General features: G+C 57.5%; 17 protein-coding genes. 10 read left to right on the top strand and 7 right to left on the bottom strand.

Annotated features, from left to right (window positions below; genetic code table 11):
* Window positions 1-16 precede the first annotated feature (16 nt).
* Both HFD95_RS12995 and HFD95_RS12990 read right to left on the bottom strand, forming a co-directional pair.
* Window positions 17-913, bottom strand: a complete 897-nt coding sequence (locus HFD95_RS12995) for a LysR family transcriptional regulator (RefSeq protein ID WP_061901844.1) — start codon at window positions 911-913, stop codon at window positions 17-19.
* A gap of 170 nt (window positions 914-1,083) precedes the next feature.
* The gene (locus HFD95_RS12990) at window positions 1,084-1,452 is read right to left on the bottom strand and encodes a helix-turn-helix domain-containing protein (protein WP_009092546.1); all 369 of its coding nucleotides are present in this window, start codon (window positions 1,450-1,452) and stop codon (window positions 1,084-1,086) included.
* A gap of 340 nt (window positions 1,453-1,792) precedes the next feature.
* Between HFD95_RS12990 and HFD95_RS12985 the strand changes: the two genes are divergently transcribed.
* The 3 genes from HFD95_RS12985 to HFD95_RS12975 all read left to right on the top strand — a co-directional run bounded on the left by HFD95_RS12985 (window position 1,793) and on the right by HFD95_RS12975 (window position 4,950).
* Complete coding sequence (locus tag HFD95_RS12985) at window positions 1,793-2,452, top strand: response regulator (protein WP_010252086.1); 660 nt, start codon at window positions 1,793-1,795, stop codon at window positions 2,450-2,452.
* Window positions 2,449-3,804, top strand: a complete 1,356-nt coding sequence (locus tag HFD95_RS12980; RefSeq protein ID WP_010252088.1) for a HAMP domain-containing sensor histidine kinase — start codon at window positions 2,449-2,451, stop codon at window positions 3,802-3,804. Before HFD95_RS12985 ends, HFD95_RS12980 begins: the two co-directional genes overlap by 4 nt.
* Window positions 3,805-4,083: 279 nt before the next feature.
* Window positions 4,084-4,950 carry a nucleoside-specific channel-forming protein Tsx gene (locus tag HFD95_RS12975; RefSeq protein WP_052271192.1) on the top strand — a complete coding sequence of 289 codons (867 nt, stop codon included), beginning with the start codon at window positions 4,084-4,086 and terminating at the stop codon, window positions 4,948-4,950.
* A 96-nt stretch (window positions 4,951-5,046) separates the two neighbouring features.
* Here HFD95_RS12975 and yjdN read toward each other — a convergent pair whose 3' ends face one another.
* Both yjdN and HFD95_RS12965 read right to left on the bottom strand, forming a co-directional pair.
* Window positions 5,047-5,484, bottom strand: a complete 438-nt coding sequence (gene yjdN, locus HFD95_RS12970; RefSeq protein ID WP_010252091.1) for a VOC family metalloprotein YjdN — start codon at window positions 5,482-5,484, stop codon at window positions 5,047-5,049.
* 75 nt (window positions 5,485-5,559) lie between these two features.
* Complete coding sequence (locus HFD95_RS12965; protein ID WP_010252093.1) at window positions 5,560-6,456, bottom strand: LysR family transcriptional regulator; 897 nt, start codon at window positions 6,454-6,456, stop codon at window positions 5,560-5,562.
* Window positions 6,457-6,570: 114 nt separating this feature from the next.
* Between HFD95_RS12965 and HFD95_RS12960 the strand changes: the two genes are divergently transcribed.
* From HFD95_RS12960 to HFD95_RS12945, 4 genes are all read left to right on the top strand, one after another.
* Entirely contained in the window at window positions 6,571-7,884 is a 1,314-nt protein-coding gene (locus HFD95_RS12960) for a M20 family metallo-hydrolase (RefSeq protein WP_060681546.1), read from the top strand.
* Window positions 7,881-9,323 carry a M20 family metallopeptidase gene (locus tag HFD95_RS12955; protein WP_167430331.1) on the top strand — a complete coding sequence of 481 codons (1,443 nt, stop codon included), beginning with the start codon at window positions 7,881-7,883 and terminating at the stop codon, window positions 9,321-9,323. The genes HFD95_RS12960 and HFD95_RS12955 overlap by 4 nt, the downstream gene beginning before the upstream one ends.
* 161 nt (window positions 9,324-9,484) lie before the next feature.
* Window positions 9,485-11,002 (top strand): p-aminobenzoyl-glutamate transporter, encoded by a 1,518-nt coding sequence (gene abgT / locus HFD95_RS12950; RefSeq protein ID WP_010252101.1) that lies wholly within the window; start codon window positions 9,485-9,487, stop codon window positions 11,000-11,002.
* 182 nt (window positions 11,003-11,184) lie between these two features.
* Window positions 11,185-12,594, top strand: coding sequence for an MFS transporter (locus HFD95_RS12945; protein ID WP_124889613.1), 1,410 nt, complete (start codon window positions 11,185-11,187; stop codon window positions 12,592-12,594).
* A gap of 46 nt (window positions 12,595-12,640) precedes the next feature.
* Here the strand turns inward: HFD95_RS12945 and HFD95_RS12940 are convergent, their stop codons facing one another.
* The 3 genes from HFD95_RS12940 to HFD95_RS12930 are packed head-to-tail and all read right to left on the bottom strand — an operon-like array spanning window position 12,641 to window position 16,483.
* Window positions 12,641-13,951 carry a cytochrome c gene (locus tag HFD95_RS12940; RefSeq protein ID WP_167430330.1) on the bottom strand — a complete coding sequence of 437 codons (1,311 nt, stop codon included), beginning with the start codon at window positions 13,949-13,951 and terminating at the stop codon, window positions 12,641-12,643.
* A gap of 10 nt (window positions 13,952-13,961) precedes the next feature.
* Window positions 13,962-15,746 (bottom strand): GMC family oxidoreductase, encoded by a 1,785-nt coding sequence (locus HFD95_RS12935; RefSeq protein ID WP_010252112.1) that lies wholly within the window; start codon window positions 15,744-15,746, stop codon window positions 13,962-13,964.
* Window positions 15,747-15,748: 2 nt separating this feature from the next.
* Window positions 15,749-16,483, bottom strand: coding sequence for a gluconate 2-dehydrogenase subunit 3 family protein (locus tag HFD95_RS12930; RefSeq protein ID WP_010672043.1), 735 nt, complete (start codon window positions 16,481-16,483; stop codon window positions 15,749-15,751).
* A 276-nt stretch (window positions 16,484-16,759) separates the two neighbouring features.
* On the opposite strand from HFD95_RS12930, the gene sbmA reads away from it, so the two are divergent.
* The 3 genes from sbmA (at window position 16,760) to HFD95_RS12915 (ending at window position 18,888) form a co-directional block, all read left to right on the top strand.
* Window positions 16,760-18,001 carry a peptide antibiotic transporter SbmA gene (gene sbmA / locus HFD95_RS12925; protein WP_033770848.1) on the top strand — a complete coding sequence of 414 codons (1,242 nt, stop codon included), beginning with the start codon at window positions 16,760-16,762 and terminating at the stop codon, window positions 17,999-18,001.
* A 234-nt stretch (window positions 18,002-18,235) separates the two neighbouring features.
* The gene (locus HFD95_RS12920) at window positions 18,236-18,589 is read left to right on the top strand and encodes a type II toxin-antitoxin system RelE/ParE family toxin (RefSeq protein WP_010672045.1); all 354 of its coding nucleotides are present in this window, start codon (window positions 18,236-18,238) and stop codon (window positions 18,587-18,589) included.
* Complete coding sequence (locus tag HFD95_RS12915) at window positions 18,589-18,888, top strand: helix-turn-helix domain-containing protein (protein ID WP_167430329.1); 300 nt, start codon at window positions 18,589-18,591, stop codon at window positions 18,886-18,888. Before HFD95_RS12920 ends, HFD95_RS12915 begins: the two co-directional genes overlap by 1 nt.
* Window positions 18,889-18,905 lie beyond the last annotated feature (17 nt).

The raw sequence follows: 18,905 nt of genomic DNA, 5'->3' as shown, positions 1-18,905 counted from the left end.
TGTCAGCAGGCAACAATCAGCCTGTATTCAGCGCCGCAACCAGGGCATCGCACAGCAGCGTCACGGGCGACGCCGGTTCGGGCGTGTCGTGCAGCAGCAGATAGCTTTGCAGACGATCCATCTGCCACTCCGGCAGCAGTTGCTGAATATCCCCGCGCGCCATCGCCTCCTGGGCCATGTAGGAGGGCAGATAGGCGATGCCGCTCCCTGCCAGTGCCGCATTGAGCAGCGCCATGCTGTTATTGGCGCGAAAACGGCTACGTACATCCAGTGCCAGCCGCTGTTTATCACGGCGGAACGGCAGTGCGGCGGTGTGCGCCGGACCATGAAACATCAGCAGGTCGTGGCGTGGCAGCATCTCAGGATGCGTGATGGCGGGTCGCTGCGCCAGGTAGGCGGGCGCGGCATAGAGCCCCCACTCGATTTCGCTCAGTACCCGAAAATTGCCCTGCTGTGGCGATCGGGATCGGATCACAATCGCCAGATCCGCCTGATCATCCAGCCGAACGTGACTGCGATCGGTCAGATCAAGATCGACATTGATATGCAGATGCCGACGCAGAAAGCGATTAAGAACAGGGACTATGCACTGGCAGCCGAACGTGACGGGTGCCTGCAGCCTGACATGGCCGGCGGGCTGCTGATGCACCTGCTGCACAAAGGCTTCGGCGCGCTGCACTTCGGCCAGCATCCGCACACAGTAGGGATAGTACGCCTGGCCCAGCTCGGTCAGCGCCAGCCGCCGGGTGGTGCGTTGCAGCAGCCGGATACCGAGCCGCAGCTCCAGACGGGCGATCTCCCGGCTGACATGGGATTTGGACAAGCCGAGTGCGCGTGCCGCCTCACTGAAACTCTGTAATTCCACAACCCGTGCAAATACCAACATGGCGGTTAAATTCGCGCCGTTTTCCATGTTTCCCGACTCCGACAGTAAAGGGATGCTGGCAACAAACTAACACGTTCGGGCGGGGTCACTGTGGCTGATGGGCAAAAAAAGGCGAGGCGAAGAACACGTGGAGAGAAGCGCAAAGCGCGGGCCGACCTTCCCGTCCGCAGGCTGTGACGGGAAGGTCTTATCAGGCATCAGCTGGCCATCGCCAGAGGGAATAGCAGCCGATCCGGCTCGACGCGACGCTGACGGCGCAACTGGCCAGGCGTCACCATAAAGTAGTTTTTAAACGTGCGGGTATAGGCCTGCTGGGTATCAAAGCCATAGTTCATCGCCACCTGCAGTATCGCTTCGTTGCTGCTCAGCAACGTGAGCGCAGACTCGGTTAAACGGCGCTGACGGATATACTCTGCCAGTGAAAAGCCGGTATGCTGGCGAAACAGCCGTTGCAGATGCCAGCGCGAATAGCCCGAGCGGCGCGCCACCTCATCCAGATGCAGATCGTGTCCTAAGTTGTTCTCAATCCAGTCCAGCAAACTCCGAATAAACTCGCGCTGATTCATGGTTCCTCCTGTTGATGCTGATGTGCAGTGGAGCCACTCTACCCGCTAAAATTTATCCCTTAATTAGCAGAAAATTAGCGCAGAATTAGCAACGGCTGAAACGGAAGCGGGATCGCGCGGCCAGCGGGGCTTTAGTGCGAAGTATGACGGCAGAAGTCCGCCAAAATAATCCGTGCTGTGGCAAGGCGGCAAATGCGCGAGTCCCCAGTCACTGACATCAGTCAGTGACTGGGGTGAGCAAAAGCAGCCAACGCCGCTACAGCGCGAAGTATGACGGCGGATAATTCTGGCCTAACAATTGGTGAGTAAACTCCCCTCATCTTTCTGAAGGAGATCAGCCATGCGCGTGTTACTGGTTGAAGATGATGAAATGATCGGCGCGAACCTGCAGCAGGCACTGGAGGGCGCGGGCTGGTCGGTGGATTGGGTGCGTGATGGCATCTATGCCCAGAATGCCTGGAGCGAAGGCGGCTACAGCTGCGTGCTGCTCGATCTCGGCTTACCGCGCGATGATGGCCTGCAGGTACTGCGCCGGGCGCGCGGGCGCGGCGACGCCACGCCGGTGCTGATTCTTACCGCACGCGACACGGTGGCGCAGCGGATTCAGGGACTCGACAGCGGCGCTGACGACTACCTGCTTAAACCGTTCGATTTACAGGAAGTTATGGCCCGGATGCGCGCGATTACCCGACGTAGTCACGGCGCAGCAGACTCGGTGCTGGGCAGCGGCGATGTGCAGCTGGATATGATGACCCGCGAAGTGCTCTACAAAGGACAGCGCGAGCAGCTTACGGCGCGCGAATATGCCCTGCTCTACGCCCTGCTGGAGCGGCCAGGCGCTATTCTGTCGCGCGAGCAGCTGGAAAATCGCATCTATGGCTGGGGCGATGAAGTCAGCAGCAACGCGGTGGATGTTCTGATCCACGGGATGCGCCGCAAGCTGGATAACGACGTGATCCGCAATGTGCGCGGACTGGGCTGGCGGGTACCGGCAATATGAAACCCTTCACCTTTATGCGTTCATTACGCAACAAATTACTCTCTACGCTGCTGATTATTCATCTGCTGATGATCGGCGGCGTCACCTGGTATTTCTTCAGCTGCTACGGCGATATGGTCGGCACCATGAAGGACGATCAGCTGGCAAAAATCGCTGATGCCTGGTCCACTAATAAACAGATGCCCGCCCTGATGCCGATGCTTATTGCGCCTGACAAGGCGAAGAGCGCCTTTGTGGTACAACTGTGGGACGATCGGGGTCAGTTACGGGCCAGCTCATGGCCGGAGCTGCAGGCTCCGCTGCAAAATCAACGGGGCTATCGCGACGTGCATGTGGGTCAGTGCGACGACTGCGAATGGCGCATCTATACCCGGCCCGGCTTACCTGGCAGCGAGATAAAAACTATCCAGGTGATGCACAACCTCAGCTACATGAAGGCATTGATGGTCAAGCGGGCGCTGTCAGCGATCATTCCGTTGATCCTGATGATGCCGCTTTCACTGCTGGTGATCTGGCTGGTGGTGCGCAAGATCACCCGGGATCTGCAGGTCGCTTCGCGTCAGATTGCCGCGCAGGAGACGCACCATCCGCACAATGTCTCACCCGAAGGCTTGCCGGATGAGATCCTGCCGCTGGTGGCCGCCTACAACTCGCTGCTGAGTAAGCTGCGTGAGGCCTGGTCGTCGCAGCGTCAGTTCCTGGAAGATGCGGCGCATGAGCTGCGCACGCCGGTAACGGCGGTGACCTTGCAGCTGGAAAATCTGCGTCAGCACATCCAGCCAGGCGAAGCGAGCCGGCAGTTCAGCCAGCTGGAAGCGGGCGTCACACGCACCCGTCATCTGGTCACGCAGTTACTCAATGTCTCGCGTCAGGATGACCAGAGCGTGGTCGCCAGCGTCGAGCATATCGAACTGGACGATCTGCTGAAAGAGAGCATTGAGCAGCTGATGGTAGTGGCAGATAAACGCGGCATCGATATCGGCTTTAATGGCTCCACGCAGTATCGTCTGCAGGCCAGCCGTTCCGAGCTGCGCAGCCTGTTCGACAATCTGATTGGTAACGCCATGTTGCACACGCCGGAGGGCAGCCTGGTCGATGTGCTGCTGCATCGGGTCGCAGGTAAAACAGTGGTCGATATTGTCGATAACGGGCCAGGCATGCCGGAATCCTTTATCGAACGCGCCTTTGACCGTTTTACCCGTTCACCTGACGTTAAAGCCCAGGGCAGCGGGCTGGGATTATCCATTGTGCGCAACGTCGCACAGAAGCATCAGATTCACGTCGCCCTTTCCAATTGCCTGACGCCACAGGGTGCCATTTGTGGTTTGCAGGTTCGCGTCACCCTTCCCTGATCCCGCCCGTTTGATCACGAACCAGACAACGTAAACGGTTGCCTGGTTCCGTTCGATCCTGGTCATTATTGTGAAGCGCATCACATTTTAGCTGAATTGTAATGCAACACTTTTTGACAAACGTGAGCAAAATCTATTTTCTATCGATCTGTTACAGGCACGCTACGCGGGCTGAAGAACTGGCTGTTATTTGCTGTGAAACCCTCATTCCCATCAAGGGACCGATTTCTCTCTGACTGCGTCTGCTGTGCGGCGGTCAAAAGCATGTGGCTGATAATAATGAAATTTAAAACGTTGATAGCAGGTGCCGTGCTGGCATGTTCATTGAGTGGCGCTGCGCAGGCCGCTGAAAGCGATCCGCAGTATGTCTCCGACTGGTGGCATCAGAGCGTTAACGTGGTAGGCAGCTACCACACCCGTTTCGGACCGCAGTTTAACAACGACGTTTATCTGGAATATGAAGCGTTCGCGAAGAAGGACTGGTTCGATTTTTATGGCTACCTCGACCTGACCAACTTCTTCGGCGCAGGTAACAGCAACGCCAACGGCATTTTTGATCACGGTTCACCGATGTTTATGGAGATTGAGCCGCGCTTCTCTATCGACAAACTGACCGGCACCAGCCTGGCGTTTGGTCCGTTCAAAGAGTGGTATTTCGCTAACAACTACATCTACGACATGGGCCGCAACAGCGATAGCCGCCAGAACACCTGGTATATGGGTCTGGGCACCGATATCGATACGCACAGCGATGTCGGCCTGTCGCTGAACGTCTACGCCAAATATCAGTGGGAAAACTACGGTGCGGCGAATGAAAACAGCTGGGATGGCTATCGCTTCAAAGTGAAATACTTCGTGCCAATCACCACACTGTGGGGCGGTAATCTGGGCTATGTGGGCTTCACCAACTTCGACTGGGGTTCCGATCTCCGCGATAAAGGCGGTTCATCACGCACCAGCAACTCAATCGCCTCCAGTCACATTCTGTCACTGGGTTACGATCACTGGCACTTCTCTGCGGTGGCGCGTTACTTCCACAACGGCGGACAGTGGGCGGATGGTCAGGAACAGAATTTCGGCAATGGACCGTTTGAAGTGAAATCGACTGGCTGGGGTTACTACCTGGTGGCGGGTTATAACTTCTGATTACGTGCGGCGGCCTGAATAGCGCCGCCGCGCTTTAATCCGGGCAGTTGCCATTAATTAATACGGCGCCGCAAATTGCGACGCCGGCTGGCCCGATTATTCCTGCGGCTTCTCGACGTTGATGCGCCATGGAATGTTGAACTTATCAATGAACATCGCGAATCCGTTCGACCAGAACGTCTCCTGCCACTCAGTTGTCACCTTACCGCCTGCCGACAGTTTCTCAAACCAGGCTTTACCCTTTTCGACATCGGTAGTTGAGAGACTGACCGCGTAACCGGCATGCTCAGACGCTGGCGGCTGATCGGTGTTGCCATCGCTCAGCATCAGCTCACCGTCACCAATACGCAGCTGGGCATGCATGATCTTTTCTGGCGGCTGCGGCGCGGCAGACTGATCGCCGACCTGCTCACCCTGATCCGGCATATCACCGAATTTCATTTTAGAGAGCAACTCTCCCCCGGTCGCCTGCAGGTAAAAGTCGATAGCCTCTTCGCAACGGCCATAGAGAAACAGATAAGGACTGACTTGCATCGTAACCTCTATATTTGTCGGGTGGATTTTTTTCAGTACCTTAACAGTGTAGACGATCGACTTTACTCGCTGATTTTACTGGCAATAACGGCGAAAGAGTTGTGCCATATAACTGCTCATTGGGGTCAGCGTCGTGTCTTTGCGCTGGATCAGATAGAAGATCGCTTTCGGCAGGGGTTCGTCGAGCGTCAGCGCCACCAGCGACCGACCCAGAATCGGGTCGTCAATGACGTCGACCGACAGAATACTGATGAAATCGCTTTGCGCGACCAGGCTGGTGCAGGCCATAAAGGTTTCACAGGTCACCACAATTTTCGGGGCCATGCCGCGCTCGCCAAACAGATCGTGCAACAAGCGGTAGTAACTGCCTTTAGGCGTTGGCATCGTCCAGTCCGCCTGCTGTAACTCCGCCAGAGAACGCGCCTTTTCCAGCGGATGGCCTTTGCGCACCACCACCTTGTACTCGCGCTCCATCATCCGCTCATACATCAGCTCCTGATCGAGATGGCTCTGATCGTAGGTATTAATGGTGAAATCGAGCGCGCCCTGGCGCAGTTCATGCACCATCGACACCAGCTGGCCTTCGACGATGCGCACCTTCACCAGCGGGTATTCGCGATGAAACTGGTTAATCACCTGCGGCATAATGGTGCGCGCCACGCTGCCACCGACGCCGATATTCACCTGACCGCCACCCAGTCCCAGCCGCTGCTGGATATCCTCTTCGGCGACCCGCAACTCCGCCAGCACCAGGCTGGCATGCCGAAAAAAGTTATCACCGATATCGGTTAACACCACGCCCTGCTGACGGCGGATAAACAGCTTTGCCCCCAGCTCGCGCTCCAGTTCCTGAATCGCTTTGGTTAACGCCGGTTGTGACAGCCCGGAAAGACGGCTTGCCGCCCGGATACTGCCCTGTCGCGCCACGTCAACGAAGGCGCGCAGCTGATGGAGCTTGAGATTGGCAGACATAATTTTGCGATAACCGTTGTTTATCAGTCACAAGATATTCGCATCTTATGCCGGTCAATACCATTGTGTAGATTCGGAACAGTGCATAAAAAATCAACAACGAGGAGAGAGCCGATGAACCCCCTTTCAGACCACGTCAGCGCCCGGCTGCCACAGCTGCAACAGTGGCGTCGCGACTTCCATCACTATGCCGAATCGGGCTGGCTGGAGTTCCGCACCGCCACCTTAGTCGCTGAAGAGCTGCATAAGCTCGGTTATCAACTGAAGCTGGGCCGTGAGGTCATCGACGCTGACGCGCGGATGGGCTTGCCCGACGAGGCGGTGCTGAAGCAGCAGGAAGCGCGCGCGCTGCAACAGGGCGCGCTGCCGCAGTGGATCAGCCACTTCTCCGGCGGATTCTGCGGCATCGTGGCAACGCTCGAGACCGGCCGTCCAGGCCCGGTGATGGGCTTCCGCGTCGATATGGATGCCCTGGATCTCAACGAGAGCCAGGCTGACGATCATCTGCCGCAACGTGAAGGGTTCGCTTCCTGCAACGCAGGCATGATGCACGCCTGCGGGCATGACGGCCACACCACTATCGGGCTGGGTCTCGCCTCGGTGCTGATGGCGATGAAAGATCAGCTCAGCGGTACGATTAAACTGATCTTCCAGCCCGCCGAAGAGGGTGTGCGCGGCGCAAAAGCGATGGTGGCGGCGGGCGTGGTCGATGACGTTGATCGCTTCACCGCGATTCATATCGGCACCGGCGTACCGGCAGGCGAAGTGGTGTGCGGCAGCGACAGCTTCCTCGCCACTACCAAGCTGGATGTTCACTTTACCGGCGTCGGTGCCCATGCGGGCGGTCGCCCGGAAGAGGGGCGCAATGCCCTGCTGGCCGCCGCGCAGGCAACGCTGGCGCTGCATGGTTTAACCCAGCACAGCGGCGGCGTGGCACGGGTCAACGTGGGCGTGCTGCAGGCGGGAACCGGCCGCAACGTGGTAGCCGACTGCGCCCTGCTGAAAGTCGAAACCCGTGGCGTGACCAATCAGGTCAACGACGACATCTATCAGCAGGCGCTGCGGGTGATTGCCGGTGCGGCGGCGATGTATGGCGTTGAGCAGCGGGTCTCGCTGATGGGGGCCGCGCGCAGCTGTACCCCGACGCAGCCATGGGTTGATTTCATCCATCAGCAGGCGGACGCGCTCGGTATCTTCAACTCCGTGGTCGATCGTAAAGCGCAGGCGGCGGGTTCGGAAGATGCGACCTACATGATGGAACGGGTAAAGCAGCGCGGCGGTCAGGCCTCTTACGTCATTTTTGGCTGTGAGCTGGCGGCGGGTCACCACAATGCGAAATTCGACTTTGATGAGCGGGTGATGCCGGACGCCATCACGCTGCTGGCGACGCTGGCGCTGAACCAGGCGCAGTATGGGGGCTCACGATGATGGAAGACTTTATTGCCGACTATATCGCTCGTCATCAGCTTCGTTTCAGCACGCTCAGTGACGCCATCTGGGACATACCGGAGACCCGCTTTGCCGAAACCCGCTCGTCAGCCCTGCTTTCTGATGCGCTGGCAGAAGAGGGATTCAGAGTGGAACGCGGCGTGGGTGGCATCGATACGGCGTTTATCGCCAGTGCGGGCAGCGGCAAGCCGGTGATTGCCATCCTTGGCGAGTTCGATGCGCTGGCGGGCCTGAGTCAGCAGGCGGGCTGCGCCCGGCCACAACCGCTGGAAGCCAACGGCAACGGACACGGCTGCGGTCACAACCTGCTCGGCACGGCGGGTGTTGCGGCGGCCTGCGCCGTGAAAGCCTGGATGGAACAGCATCACACGGGTGGCACGGTGCGCTTTTACGGCTGCCCTGGCGAAGAAGGCGGTTCGGGCAAGACTTTTATGGTGCGCGAAGGGCTGTTTGACGACGTTGATGCCGCCGTGACCTGGCATCCGGAGGGGTTCAGCGGCATGTTCAATCTGCGCACCCTCGCCAATATTCAGGCGGCGTTCAGCTTCAAAGGGGTTGCGGCGCACGCGGCCAATTCTCCCCATCTGGGCCGAAGCGCCCTGGATGCCGTCACGCTGATGAATACCGGGGCCAACTTTCTGCGCGAGCATATCGTTCAGGAGGCACGTCTGCACTACGCCATCACCAACAGCGGCGGTGTATCGCCGAACGTGGTGCAGGCCGATGCGGAGGTGCTCTACCTGATCCGCGCCCCGGAACTGCCACAGGCGCAGGCGATTTATGAACGGGTGATCAATATCGCCAGGGGGGCAGCACTGATGACCGACACCACGCTGACCGTACGTTTTGACAAAGCCTGCTCGGATTACGTGCCGAATCGCGCGCTGGAAGCGGTCATGGAGCGTTATTTGCATCAGTTTGGTTTGCCCGACTACAGCGACGAAGAACGCGCGTTTGCGGCTGAACTGCGTGCCACGCTCACTGATGACGATCTGCGCAATGCCCGGCTCAATGCCGCCCGAACCGGTGGTGAAGCCGGTCACGCCTGGGCTGAAAAACTGGGTGACAAGCTGTTTATGGATGAGGTCGCGCCCTATGCGGTCACACGTGATCTGCTTTATGGCTCCACCGACGTCGGCGATGTCAGCTGGGTGACGCCGACTGCACAGTGTTTTGCGCCCTGCTTTACCTTCGGCACGCCGCTGCACACCTGGCAACTGGTGGCGCAGGGACGCACCAGTATCGGGCATAAGGGGATGTTTCTGGCGGGCAAAGTGATGGCGGCCACGGTGCTAACGCTGTTAACGGATCGGCAGGCGCTGGCTGGCTGCCGGGCCGAGTTTGATCGGGTACGCGCCGCGCAGCCCTATCACTGCCCGATCCCGGCGGGGATCACACCAACAAAACTGGCCGAATGAGCCAACGGCCGTGTCTCTGACACGGACCACTATAAAAAAATATTGCAAACACTTCCCTGATTCAGCGGTGCCGGAACTGAACTCACCGCCTGTCGCACAACGCGACCGGCGTCAGGCCTTGCTACCGCCGATAAAAGGGACACAAGACGAGAACCAATACCATGGAAGCAACATCCGAGAACCGCAGTCCTGGCCGGCTCTTCAGCTGGATCGAGCGCGTGGGGAATAAAGTCCCCAACCCGTTTTTACTGTTTGTCTATCTGATCGTGGTGCTGATGGTGGCGACCGCCATTATCAGCGCGCTGGATCTGGCGGTGAAGAACCCGAGCAACGGCGAAATCGTGCGGGTGAATAACCTGCTGAGCGTCGCAGGCATTCAGTGGATCCTGCCAAATATCATCAAAAATTTCAGCAGCTTTACCCCGCTGGGATCGATTCTGGCGCTGGTGATTGGTGCCGGACTGGCGGAAAAGGTCGGCCTGCTCCAGTCGCTGATGGTGAAGATGGCGTCACGCGTCAGCCGCCGTTATGCCAGCTACATGGTGCTGTTTATCGCCTTTTTCAGCCATATCTCCTCGGATGCCGCGCTGGTAGTGATGCCGCCGCTGGGCGCACTTATCTTTCTGGCGGTGGGCCGTCATCCGGTGGCGGGCCTGCTGGCCGCCATTGCCGGTGTGGCCTCCGGCTTTACCGCCAACCTGCTGATTGTCACCACCGATGTGCTGCTCTCGGGCATCAGCACTGAAGCGGCTAAAGCGGTCAGCGACACGGTGCATGTCAGCGTGATCGATAACTGGTTCTTTATGGCCACGTCGGTGATTGTGCTGACGATTGTGGGCGCGCTGCTGACCGATAAATTTGTCGAGCCGCGACTGCCAAAGTGGCAGGGCAACGGCGAGAAGCTGGCGGCGCTGACGCCGCTTGAAAACCGCGGTCTGCGGGCTGCCGGGATCGCCGCGCTGCTGTTTATCGCCCTGATGGCGCTGCTGGTGGTGCCGGAAAATGCACCGCTGCGCAATCCCGCCACCGGCGCCATTATTCCCTCGCCTTTTATTCAGGGCATTGTGCCGATCATCATTCTGTTTTTCTTTGTGGTGGCGATTGCTTATGGCGTGGTCACCCGACAGATCCGCCGTCCGGATGATATCCCGCAGCTGCTGGTCGATCCGATGAAGGGCATGGCGGGTTTTATCGTGATGGTGTTTCCGCTGTCGCAGTTCGTGGCGTTCTTCAACTGGAGCAACATGGGAAAATTCATGGCGATCGGGCTGACCGATGTGCTGGAGAGCGCAGGCGTCAGCGGCGCGCCCGCTTTTCTCGGCCTGATGTTCCTGTCGGCGTTTCTCTGTATGTTTATCGCCAGCGGCTCAGCCATCTGGTCGATTCTGGCACCGGTCTTTGTGCCGATGTTTATGCTGCTCGGCTTCCATCCCGCCTTTGCCCAGATGATTTTCCGCATCGCCGACTCCGCCGTGCTGCCACTGGCACCGATGTCGCCGTTTCTGCCGCTGTTTCTCGCCTTTTTGCAGCGTTATCAGAAAGATGCGCAGCTCGGCACCTATTACGTGCTGATCTTCCCCTATCCGCTGGTGTTCTTTATCAGCTGGATAGCGCTGCTGCTGGTGTGGTATCTGCTGGGTCTGCCGATCGGGCCAGGCGTCTGGCCGAAGCTGCCTTAAAGCACAGTGCCACGGATGGCAAAACCTGCAATGTACGTTGCTAAATAGTCAGCAACGACCCTCTCGGCAACGGCGGATGAATTGACTATTCTGCTATTTCTTCGCTTGCTAACGGTTAACTATTTTAATAAGCCTCCGACCGGCTGCGAGTCGTCTCTACACTGCCTGAGGTTCACGCTGACATGACCACCACCTCCACCAGCCTGCCGCCGATGCACGCTTCATCGGCGGCCCGTAACAGCTTAGCCGCTCGGGTTGATGCGCTGCCCTCCTCCGCCGGATTGTGGCGCTTTATTACGCTGCTGGCGCTGGGCGGCTTTTTTGAGCTTTATGACCTGTTTGAAACCGGCTATATCAGTACCGGCCTGCTGTCGGCGGGCGTATTTCACACTGGTGCGGCAGGCGTGCTGGGCTTCTCCGATCAGGCGGCCTTCGCCTCAGCCACTTTTCTCGGTCTGTTTTTTGGTGCCAGCCTGCTGGCACCCTACGCTGACCGCTTTGGTCGCCGTCTCACCTTTATGTGTGCGCTGCTGTGGTACGGACTGTTTTCGCTGCTGATGGCGTTCCAGCAGAGCGCGGAGATGATTATTCTGTTCCGCTTTCTGGTAGGGATCGGGCTGGGCGTCGAGCTGGTGACCATCGACACCTATCTGTCGGAATGGGTGCCGACCCATCTGCGCAGCCGCGCCTTTGCCTTCTCCTTTTTCGTGCAGTTTTTATCGGTGCCGGCCGTGGCGCTGATGTCGTGGTGGCTGATTCCGCAAACGCTGTTCAGCCTTGAAGGCTGGCGCTGGGTGGTCATTGCGGGCGCGGTCTGCTCGCTGGTGATCTGGCTGGTGCGCAGGAACCTGCCGGAGTCGGCGCGCTGGCTGGCGCAGCAGGGTCGTCATCAGGAGGCGCATCAGGTGTTGTCCACGATGGAGCAACGCTGCGGCATCCCGGCAGGACCCGCTTTTTCAGCCGACGACGCCGCGGCGCAGCTGCCAAAACGGGGGCGCTTCAGCGAGATCTGGTCACCCTCTTACCGCAAGCGCACCCTGATGCTGGTGGTGATGAATTTTTTCCAGGCGATCGGCTTTTTCGGCTTTGGTAACTGGCTGCCTGCGCTGCTGTCAGGCCGCGGTGCCACGGTGACGCACAGTTTGCTTTATGCCTTCTTCATCACGCTGGCCTATCCGCTGGGATCGCTGATCTGTAGCCGCTACGCCGATAAGCTGGAAAATAAGTGGCAGATTGTCCTGTCGTCGCTGATGACGGTGGTGTTCGGCACGTTGTTCGCCTTCCAGACGCAGCCGGTATTGCTGATTCTCTGCGGCTTCCTGATCACCTGGTCCAACGCCTGGCTGACCTTCAGCTTCCACGCCTATCAGACCGAGATTTTCCCGACCCATATTCGTGCGCGGGCGGTCGGCTTCTGCTACTCCTTCAGCCGTCTCTCTACGGTATTCAGCAGTATTTTGATTGGGGTGATCCTGCAGTATGCCGGTACGCCAGGCGTGATTACCTTTATCGTGCTGAGCATGGTGATGGTGATGCTGTCGGTAGGGATTTATGGGCCGAAAACGCGCGGTATCGATCTGGAGAATATCTAAAAGAAAAGGCCGTCATCCTGATGATGACGGCCTTTTTTACTGCCGATTATTTGCCTTCCAGTACCCGGATATCTGCACTGCCCAGCCGATCTTTCTCATCTTTACGCAGCTCAGCGACCTGTTTCGCGCTGACCGGCTCCGACGCCTTGTTGCCCCAGCTGTTACGCACGAAGTTCACCACGTCCGCCACCTGCTGATCGTCAAGACGCCAGCCAAATGCTGGCATGGTAATGGTCGACGGCGCGCCATTAACGCCAGGCAACTCTCCGCCCACCAGCACGATATGAATCAGTGAGGTCGGATCGTCCGCCAGTACTACCGGATTACCGCGCAGCGCCGGATAGAAACGTTTATAGCCGCTGCCATCGGTTTTATGGCACGCCGCACAGCTGTCGACGTAGGTGGCTGCCCCCGTCGCACTGTCGTCACCTTTCCACAACGCTTTGGCGGTGGCGTCATCGACGCTGAAGGCTGCCTGATGGGGATCTTTCGCGCCCAGCGACTTCAGATAGCGCGCAATCGCCGTGATATCGGACTCGCTCAGGTGCTGCAGGCTGTGTTCCACCACGTCGGTCATGCCACCAAAAGCAGCGGTCTGATCGTTGCGGCCATAACGCAGGAACTGACGCAGGTCCTCTTCGCTCCAGCGACCCAGTCCATCGCGGTTGTCGCCACGCAGGTTGCTGGCGGTCCAGCCATCAATCGGTGCGCTGCTGCCCGCCAGATAGTCGCTGCCCTCATTGTTGGTCAGCGCCTTCTCCTGCATCGTGATGCTGCGCGGCGTGTGACAGGCCCCGCAGTGACCCAGTCCTTCTACCAGATAGCGACCACGTGCCAGCACCGGATCTTCCTGGGCTGCAGGCTGGAACGCTTTCACGTCGGGCGCAAAAATTCCGCGCCAGATCGCCAGCGGCCAGCGCATCGATAGCGGCCAGGGAATGTCGCTCTCCCGGTTTGGCTGCCCGACCGGCGCGACGCCATGCATGAAGTAGGCGTAAAGCGCCTTCATGTCTTCATCGCTGACCACGGCGTAAGAGGGATATGGCATCGCCGGATAGAGCGTATCGCCATTTTTCGCCACGCCCTGACGCACCGCTTTCTGGAAGTCGTCGTAGCTGTATTCGCCAATGCCAGTCGCGGGATCGGGCGTAATGTTGGTGGAGTAGATGGTGCCAATCGGTGTTGCCATCGGCAGACCACCGGCAAACGCCGCGCCGCCTTTGCTGGTGTGGCAGGCCACACAGTCACCGGCTCGCGCCAGATACTCACCCCGTTTAACCAGGTCGTCCTGGCTGCTCTCCGCCAGGGCGGCGAACGTCAGGGAGCCAAGAATCAGAGCCAGAATGCCATTTTTCATCGCCATATCCTTATGCCTGCACCAGTGGGCCTGGATTTTTCAGGTAGTGTTCGCGAATCGCTTTAGCTGACCAGTAGGTCAGCGCCGCCACCATGCCGGTCGGGTTGTAGCCCAGTCCCTGCGGGAAAGCTGATGCGCCCGGTACAAACACATTCGGTACGTCCCAGCTTTGCAGATAACGGTTAACCGCACTGGTTTTTGGATCGTCACCCATGATCGCCCCGCCACTGATGTGGGTAGTCTGATAAACCGTAGAGTCGAAATGGGTGCCCGGCTTTTTCGCGCCGCCGATGATCATCTTCGGATTCATCGCTTCCGCGATATTGCGCATCTTACCGACCATGAACTGCGCCATTTTGATGTCGTTCTCCTGCCAGTCAAAGGTCATGCGCAGCAGCGGCTGTCCATAGGCATCTTTGTAGTTGGGATCGAGATCAAGGTAGTTGGCGCGATAAGACTGGTGGGCGCCGTGCGCATCCATCGACAGATGATGGGTGTAGGTATCCGCCACCGCCGCTTTCCATTTGCTGCCCCAGTTAGGCGTACCCGCCGGCACCGGCAGGCCGGAGATCGGTTTGGTGCCCGCCTGGTTAACCCAGAATGGCGAACCACCAACAAAGCCCAGCGGCCCGTGGTCGAAGTTATCCGCGTTGAAATCATCAACCGCAACGCCTGCGCCACCCGCACCGATAAACGGATTAGTGGTGGTGTTCTTATCAAACAGTGCCTTCAGCGTAGAGAGGTTCTGATAGGCGAAGTTACGGCCCACGGTCCCTTCGTTGGTAATCGGGTTGTAGGGTTTGCCGATGCCCGACAGCAGCATCAGGTGAACATTGTGGAACTGGAAGGCGGAGAGGATCACCAGGTCAGCGGGCTGAATCTGCTCGCGGCCCTGCCCATCCACATAGGTCACGCCGGTCGCACGCGTTTTGTCATCGCTGAGATTGACCCGCAGCACATAAGAGTTATTGCGCAGCTCAAACTTCGGCTCCTGACGCAGCGCAGGCAGGATATTGACGTTAGGCGACGCCTTGGAATACATGTAGCAGGCGTAGCCGCTGCAGTAACCGCAGAAGTTGCACGGCCCCATCTGTGCGCCGTAGGTGTTGGTATACGGACCCGAGGTATTGGCGGACGGCAGATCGTAAGGGTGATAGCCGACCGACTCTGCCGCCTGAGCAAACAGCTGCGCCGAGTAAGTGCGCTTCTGCGCGGGCAGCGGGAAGTTATCTGAGCGATCGGGCGCAAACGGGTTGCCGCCTGTATCTTTGCCGACCACTTTGCCTTTGATACTCCAGGCGCTGCCTGAGGTGCCAAAAACCTTTTCCGCTTTGTCGAAGAACGGCTCCAGCTCATCGTAGCTGACGCCAAAATCCTGAATCGTCATGCCTTCCGGGATGAAGTTCTTGCCGTAGCGCTCTTCGTAATGGCTGCGCATCCGCAACTCAACCGGATCGACACGGAAATGGACGCCGGACCAGTGAAGACCCGCGCCACCGGTACCGGTACCGGGCAGAAATGCCGCCAGCTGACGATAGGGCACTGCGGTCTGCGACGCATCATGACGAATGGTCACGGTGCTTTTGGAGAGATCCTGGAAAAGCTTTTTGCGGACGTTATAGGTCAGCTCATCAATGGACTGCGGATAAGAGCCATCGGGATAGGTATCACGATGCGGTCCGCGCTCCAGCGCCAGCACGTTCAGGCCCGCTTCGGTCAGCTCTTTCGCCATAATGGCACCCGCCCAGCCGAAGCCGACAATCACCGCATCCACTTTTTTCATTTCGTTTGCCATGCTTAGCTTCTCTCCCCGCGAATCGACACTGACGGGAACGGATAACGTTCGCCGCGCTCTACCCAGTCCATAAAGTCGGCGCGTGCGCCAGGGAAGTTAATCAGCTTCCAGCCGACCATGCCCTGATTCCCGCCGTGTATAGGATCGCTGAAGAAGCCTTCACGGGTATTCTGCAACAGGAAACTAAAGAAGACTTTTGCCGGCAGCTGGCTGAATTCAGCACTGCCATTTTCCATCGCCTGCAGTAAGGCATCCTGCTGCTCGCCACTGAGCTGGGCGAACACCTTGCCGTGCTGCTTTTTGCTGTAATTATCGGCATCGGCCAGACCGAGGCGGTAGATCTGCTGTGGCACCAGCGGCAGCTGATAGCCCAGCTCTTTCGGCAGGTCGGGGTTAAACGGCCCCTGCATATACCAGTTCGACCCCGTGGCATACGGCGTATTCATCTGACGATCGATAAACTCAGGCACGCCCGCTTCCAGCGCACCAGGCCCGCGTTCATCGCTGGGGATAAGCCGTGCCACGGCGGCGGTAATAAAAGCAAACTCTTCGGCGGTGAACCAGTTCGGCTGGTAGTCGCGCGCCTGCTGTGGCGTGGCCGGGGTTTCAGCCGCCTGTGTGGCCAGCGGCAGGGAGAGTGCACCCATCGCTGTGGAACCTACCGCCATTGCAGGCGCCAGGGTGATTGTCTTCAGCAAAAAATCCCTGCGTGAATGACCCTTTTTTTGTTCTGACATGACATTGCCTCATTCCCGCGCTGACCGGCGGTATGAAAAAAATAGGTGGTTGCGTTGTAATGGTTTTTATCAGCAGATACAGGCCAGGAGCCTGTTTGTTACCGGTAACAAACAACCTATTGTAACACTGCCATTCACAAAGATTTAGTTCCAGGAAACAAAACCGCACAATTTCATTAACATCTATCCCCCTCCTGTCATTAGCAGAAACAACAGACTACAGACAGCGACCCGTCAAAAACGTTATAACAGGCAACACACAACAGCGGAGTGCCTATGTTTAAGTCTTTTTTTCCGCGGCCAGCGCTGTTTTTCAGCTCTGCGGCTGTCTGGAGCTTAGTAGCGATTTTTGCCTGGTTCGGCTTTGCCGCGCATCTGCCCGGCATCTGGCCCACCTTTGAAACAGCAATGAAACAGCCCCTGCCGACGACGGCAGCGCGTTTTATCGCCGTGAGTCAGCTCTGGTTCTACCTCTATTACTGGATCATGGTAGCCATTTTTGCCGGGGTCTGGCGGTTGATTGATGCGCATCCATGGCAACGCTGGTCAGTCTGGGGCTCCGCGCTGATCATCTTTGTGACCTGGTTTGGCGTGCAGGTCGGAGTGGCCATTAACGCCTGGTATGGACCGTTTTATGATCTGATTCAGAAAGCGTTAACCAAAGCGGGATCGGTGCAGATTGCGGAGTTTTACCATGAGGTTTTCTCTTTTCTCGGCATCGCATTAATCGCGGTGGTGATTGGCGTACTCAACTCCTTCTTTATCAGCCACTGGGTTTTCCGCTGGCGTAGCGCCATGAATAACTACTACATGCACAACTGGCAGCGTCTGCGTCATGTCGAAGGTGCCGCACAGCGTGTGCAGGAAGACACCATGCGGTTTGCGACCACGCTGGAAAACTGGGGTGTCAGTTTTATTCAGGCAATTATGACGCTGGTGGCGTTTTTACCGGTGCTGGTCGCGCTCTCCCATCACGTGAAAGATATTCCCATCCTCGGCAACATTCCTTACGCACTGGTGATTGCCGCTGTGCTCTGGTCAGTGTTTGGTACTGGCTTGCTGGCGCTGGTCGGGATTAAGCTGCCGGGGCTGGAGTTCCGCAATCAGCGGGTTGAAGCCGCCTACCGTAAAGAGCTGGTCTACGGCGAAGACAATGCCGATCGTGCCACACCGCAGACGGTTCAGGAGTTGTTCAGTCGGGTGCGGGTTAACTACTTCCGTCTCTACTTTCACTATCTCTACTTCAACATCACCCGCATTCTCTATCTGCAGGTTGATAACGTGTTTGGTCTGTTCCTGCTGTTTCCATCCATTGTGGCGGGCACCATCACGCTGGGCTTACTCAACCAGATCACCAACGTGTTTGATCAGGTGCGCGGCTCGTTCCAGTATCTGATCGCCTCCTGGTCGACGCTGATCGAACTGATGTCGATCTATAAGCGTCTGCGCAGCTTTGAACAGATTCTGGATGATGTTCCGCACGATGAGATGATGCGCGAAGCGTCGGAAGAGGTGTAACTACTTAAGTATGGCGGCACGGGTCGATTTCCACCCCACTCTCCTCAGCCACGGATCATCCCGCAAAGAACCTGCAGGACTCCTGTAACAGCAGAGATGTGCTGCTCCTGGCCCGCGAAAGCGGGCTTTTTTAATGCTTAAATCAGCCGTCATGCGTGTTCTCTGGCTTGAATTTATAAGCTGTAGCTTATAATCTGTACCCTGTATGACGGAATATATACAAGGAAGTATGTCATGTGGACCGTACTCCTGAGCCCGCGCTTTGAAAGCTGGCTAAGTGAGCAGGAAGAAGCCCTGCAGGAAAAAATGTTAGCGGATCTGGGAAAGTTAAAAGTATACGGCCCTGATTTGCCTCGCCCTTATGCTGATACTCTCAAGGGCTCGCAGTACAGGAATATGAAAGAACTCCGCGTACAGTTTTCAGGAAAGCCAATCCGGGCATTTTATGCATTTGACCCTGTCCGCCAGGCTATTGTGTTATGTGCCGGAGATAAGAGTCATGACAAACGTTTTTATATCCGAATGATACGCATCGCTGACGATGAATTTTCAGCCTGGCTGGCTGAACAGGAGAAGGGAAATAATTAATGAGAACCCTGGATGATGTTATCGCCGACTTCTCCCCTGAGAGTCAGGCGCGAATCAAAAAAATGTCTGATGAAATGACTCTGGAAGTCGGGCTTCAGATGATTCGCGAAGAGCTTCAGTTATCACAAAAGACGCTCGCCGAGGCCATGGGCGTGCGTCAGCCTGCCGTTGCTCAGATTGAGCAACGCGGAAATGAGATTAAGGTTGCCACGCTGAAACGCTATGTCGAAGCAATGGGCGGAAAACTCAGTCTTGATGTGGAACTTCCGACCGGAAAAAGAGTGGCCTTTCGCATCTGAACCCTCAAAACGGCGAA

Source organism: Pantoea sp. EKM10T (assembly GCF_011800685.1).
Taxonomy (GTDB): domain Bacteria; phylum Pseudomonadota; class Gammaproteobacteria; order Enterobacterales; family Enterobacteriaceae; genus Pantoea; species Pantoea agglomerans.
Note: the sequence above shows the minus strand (reverse complement) of the source record. Positions and strands in the feature narration are given on the sequence as shown.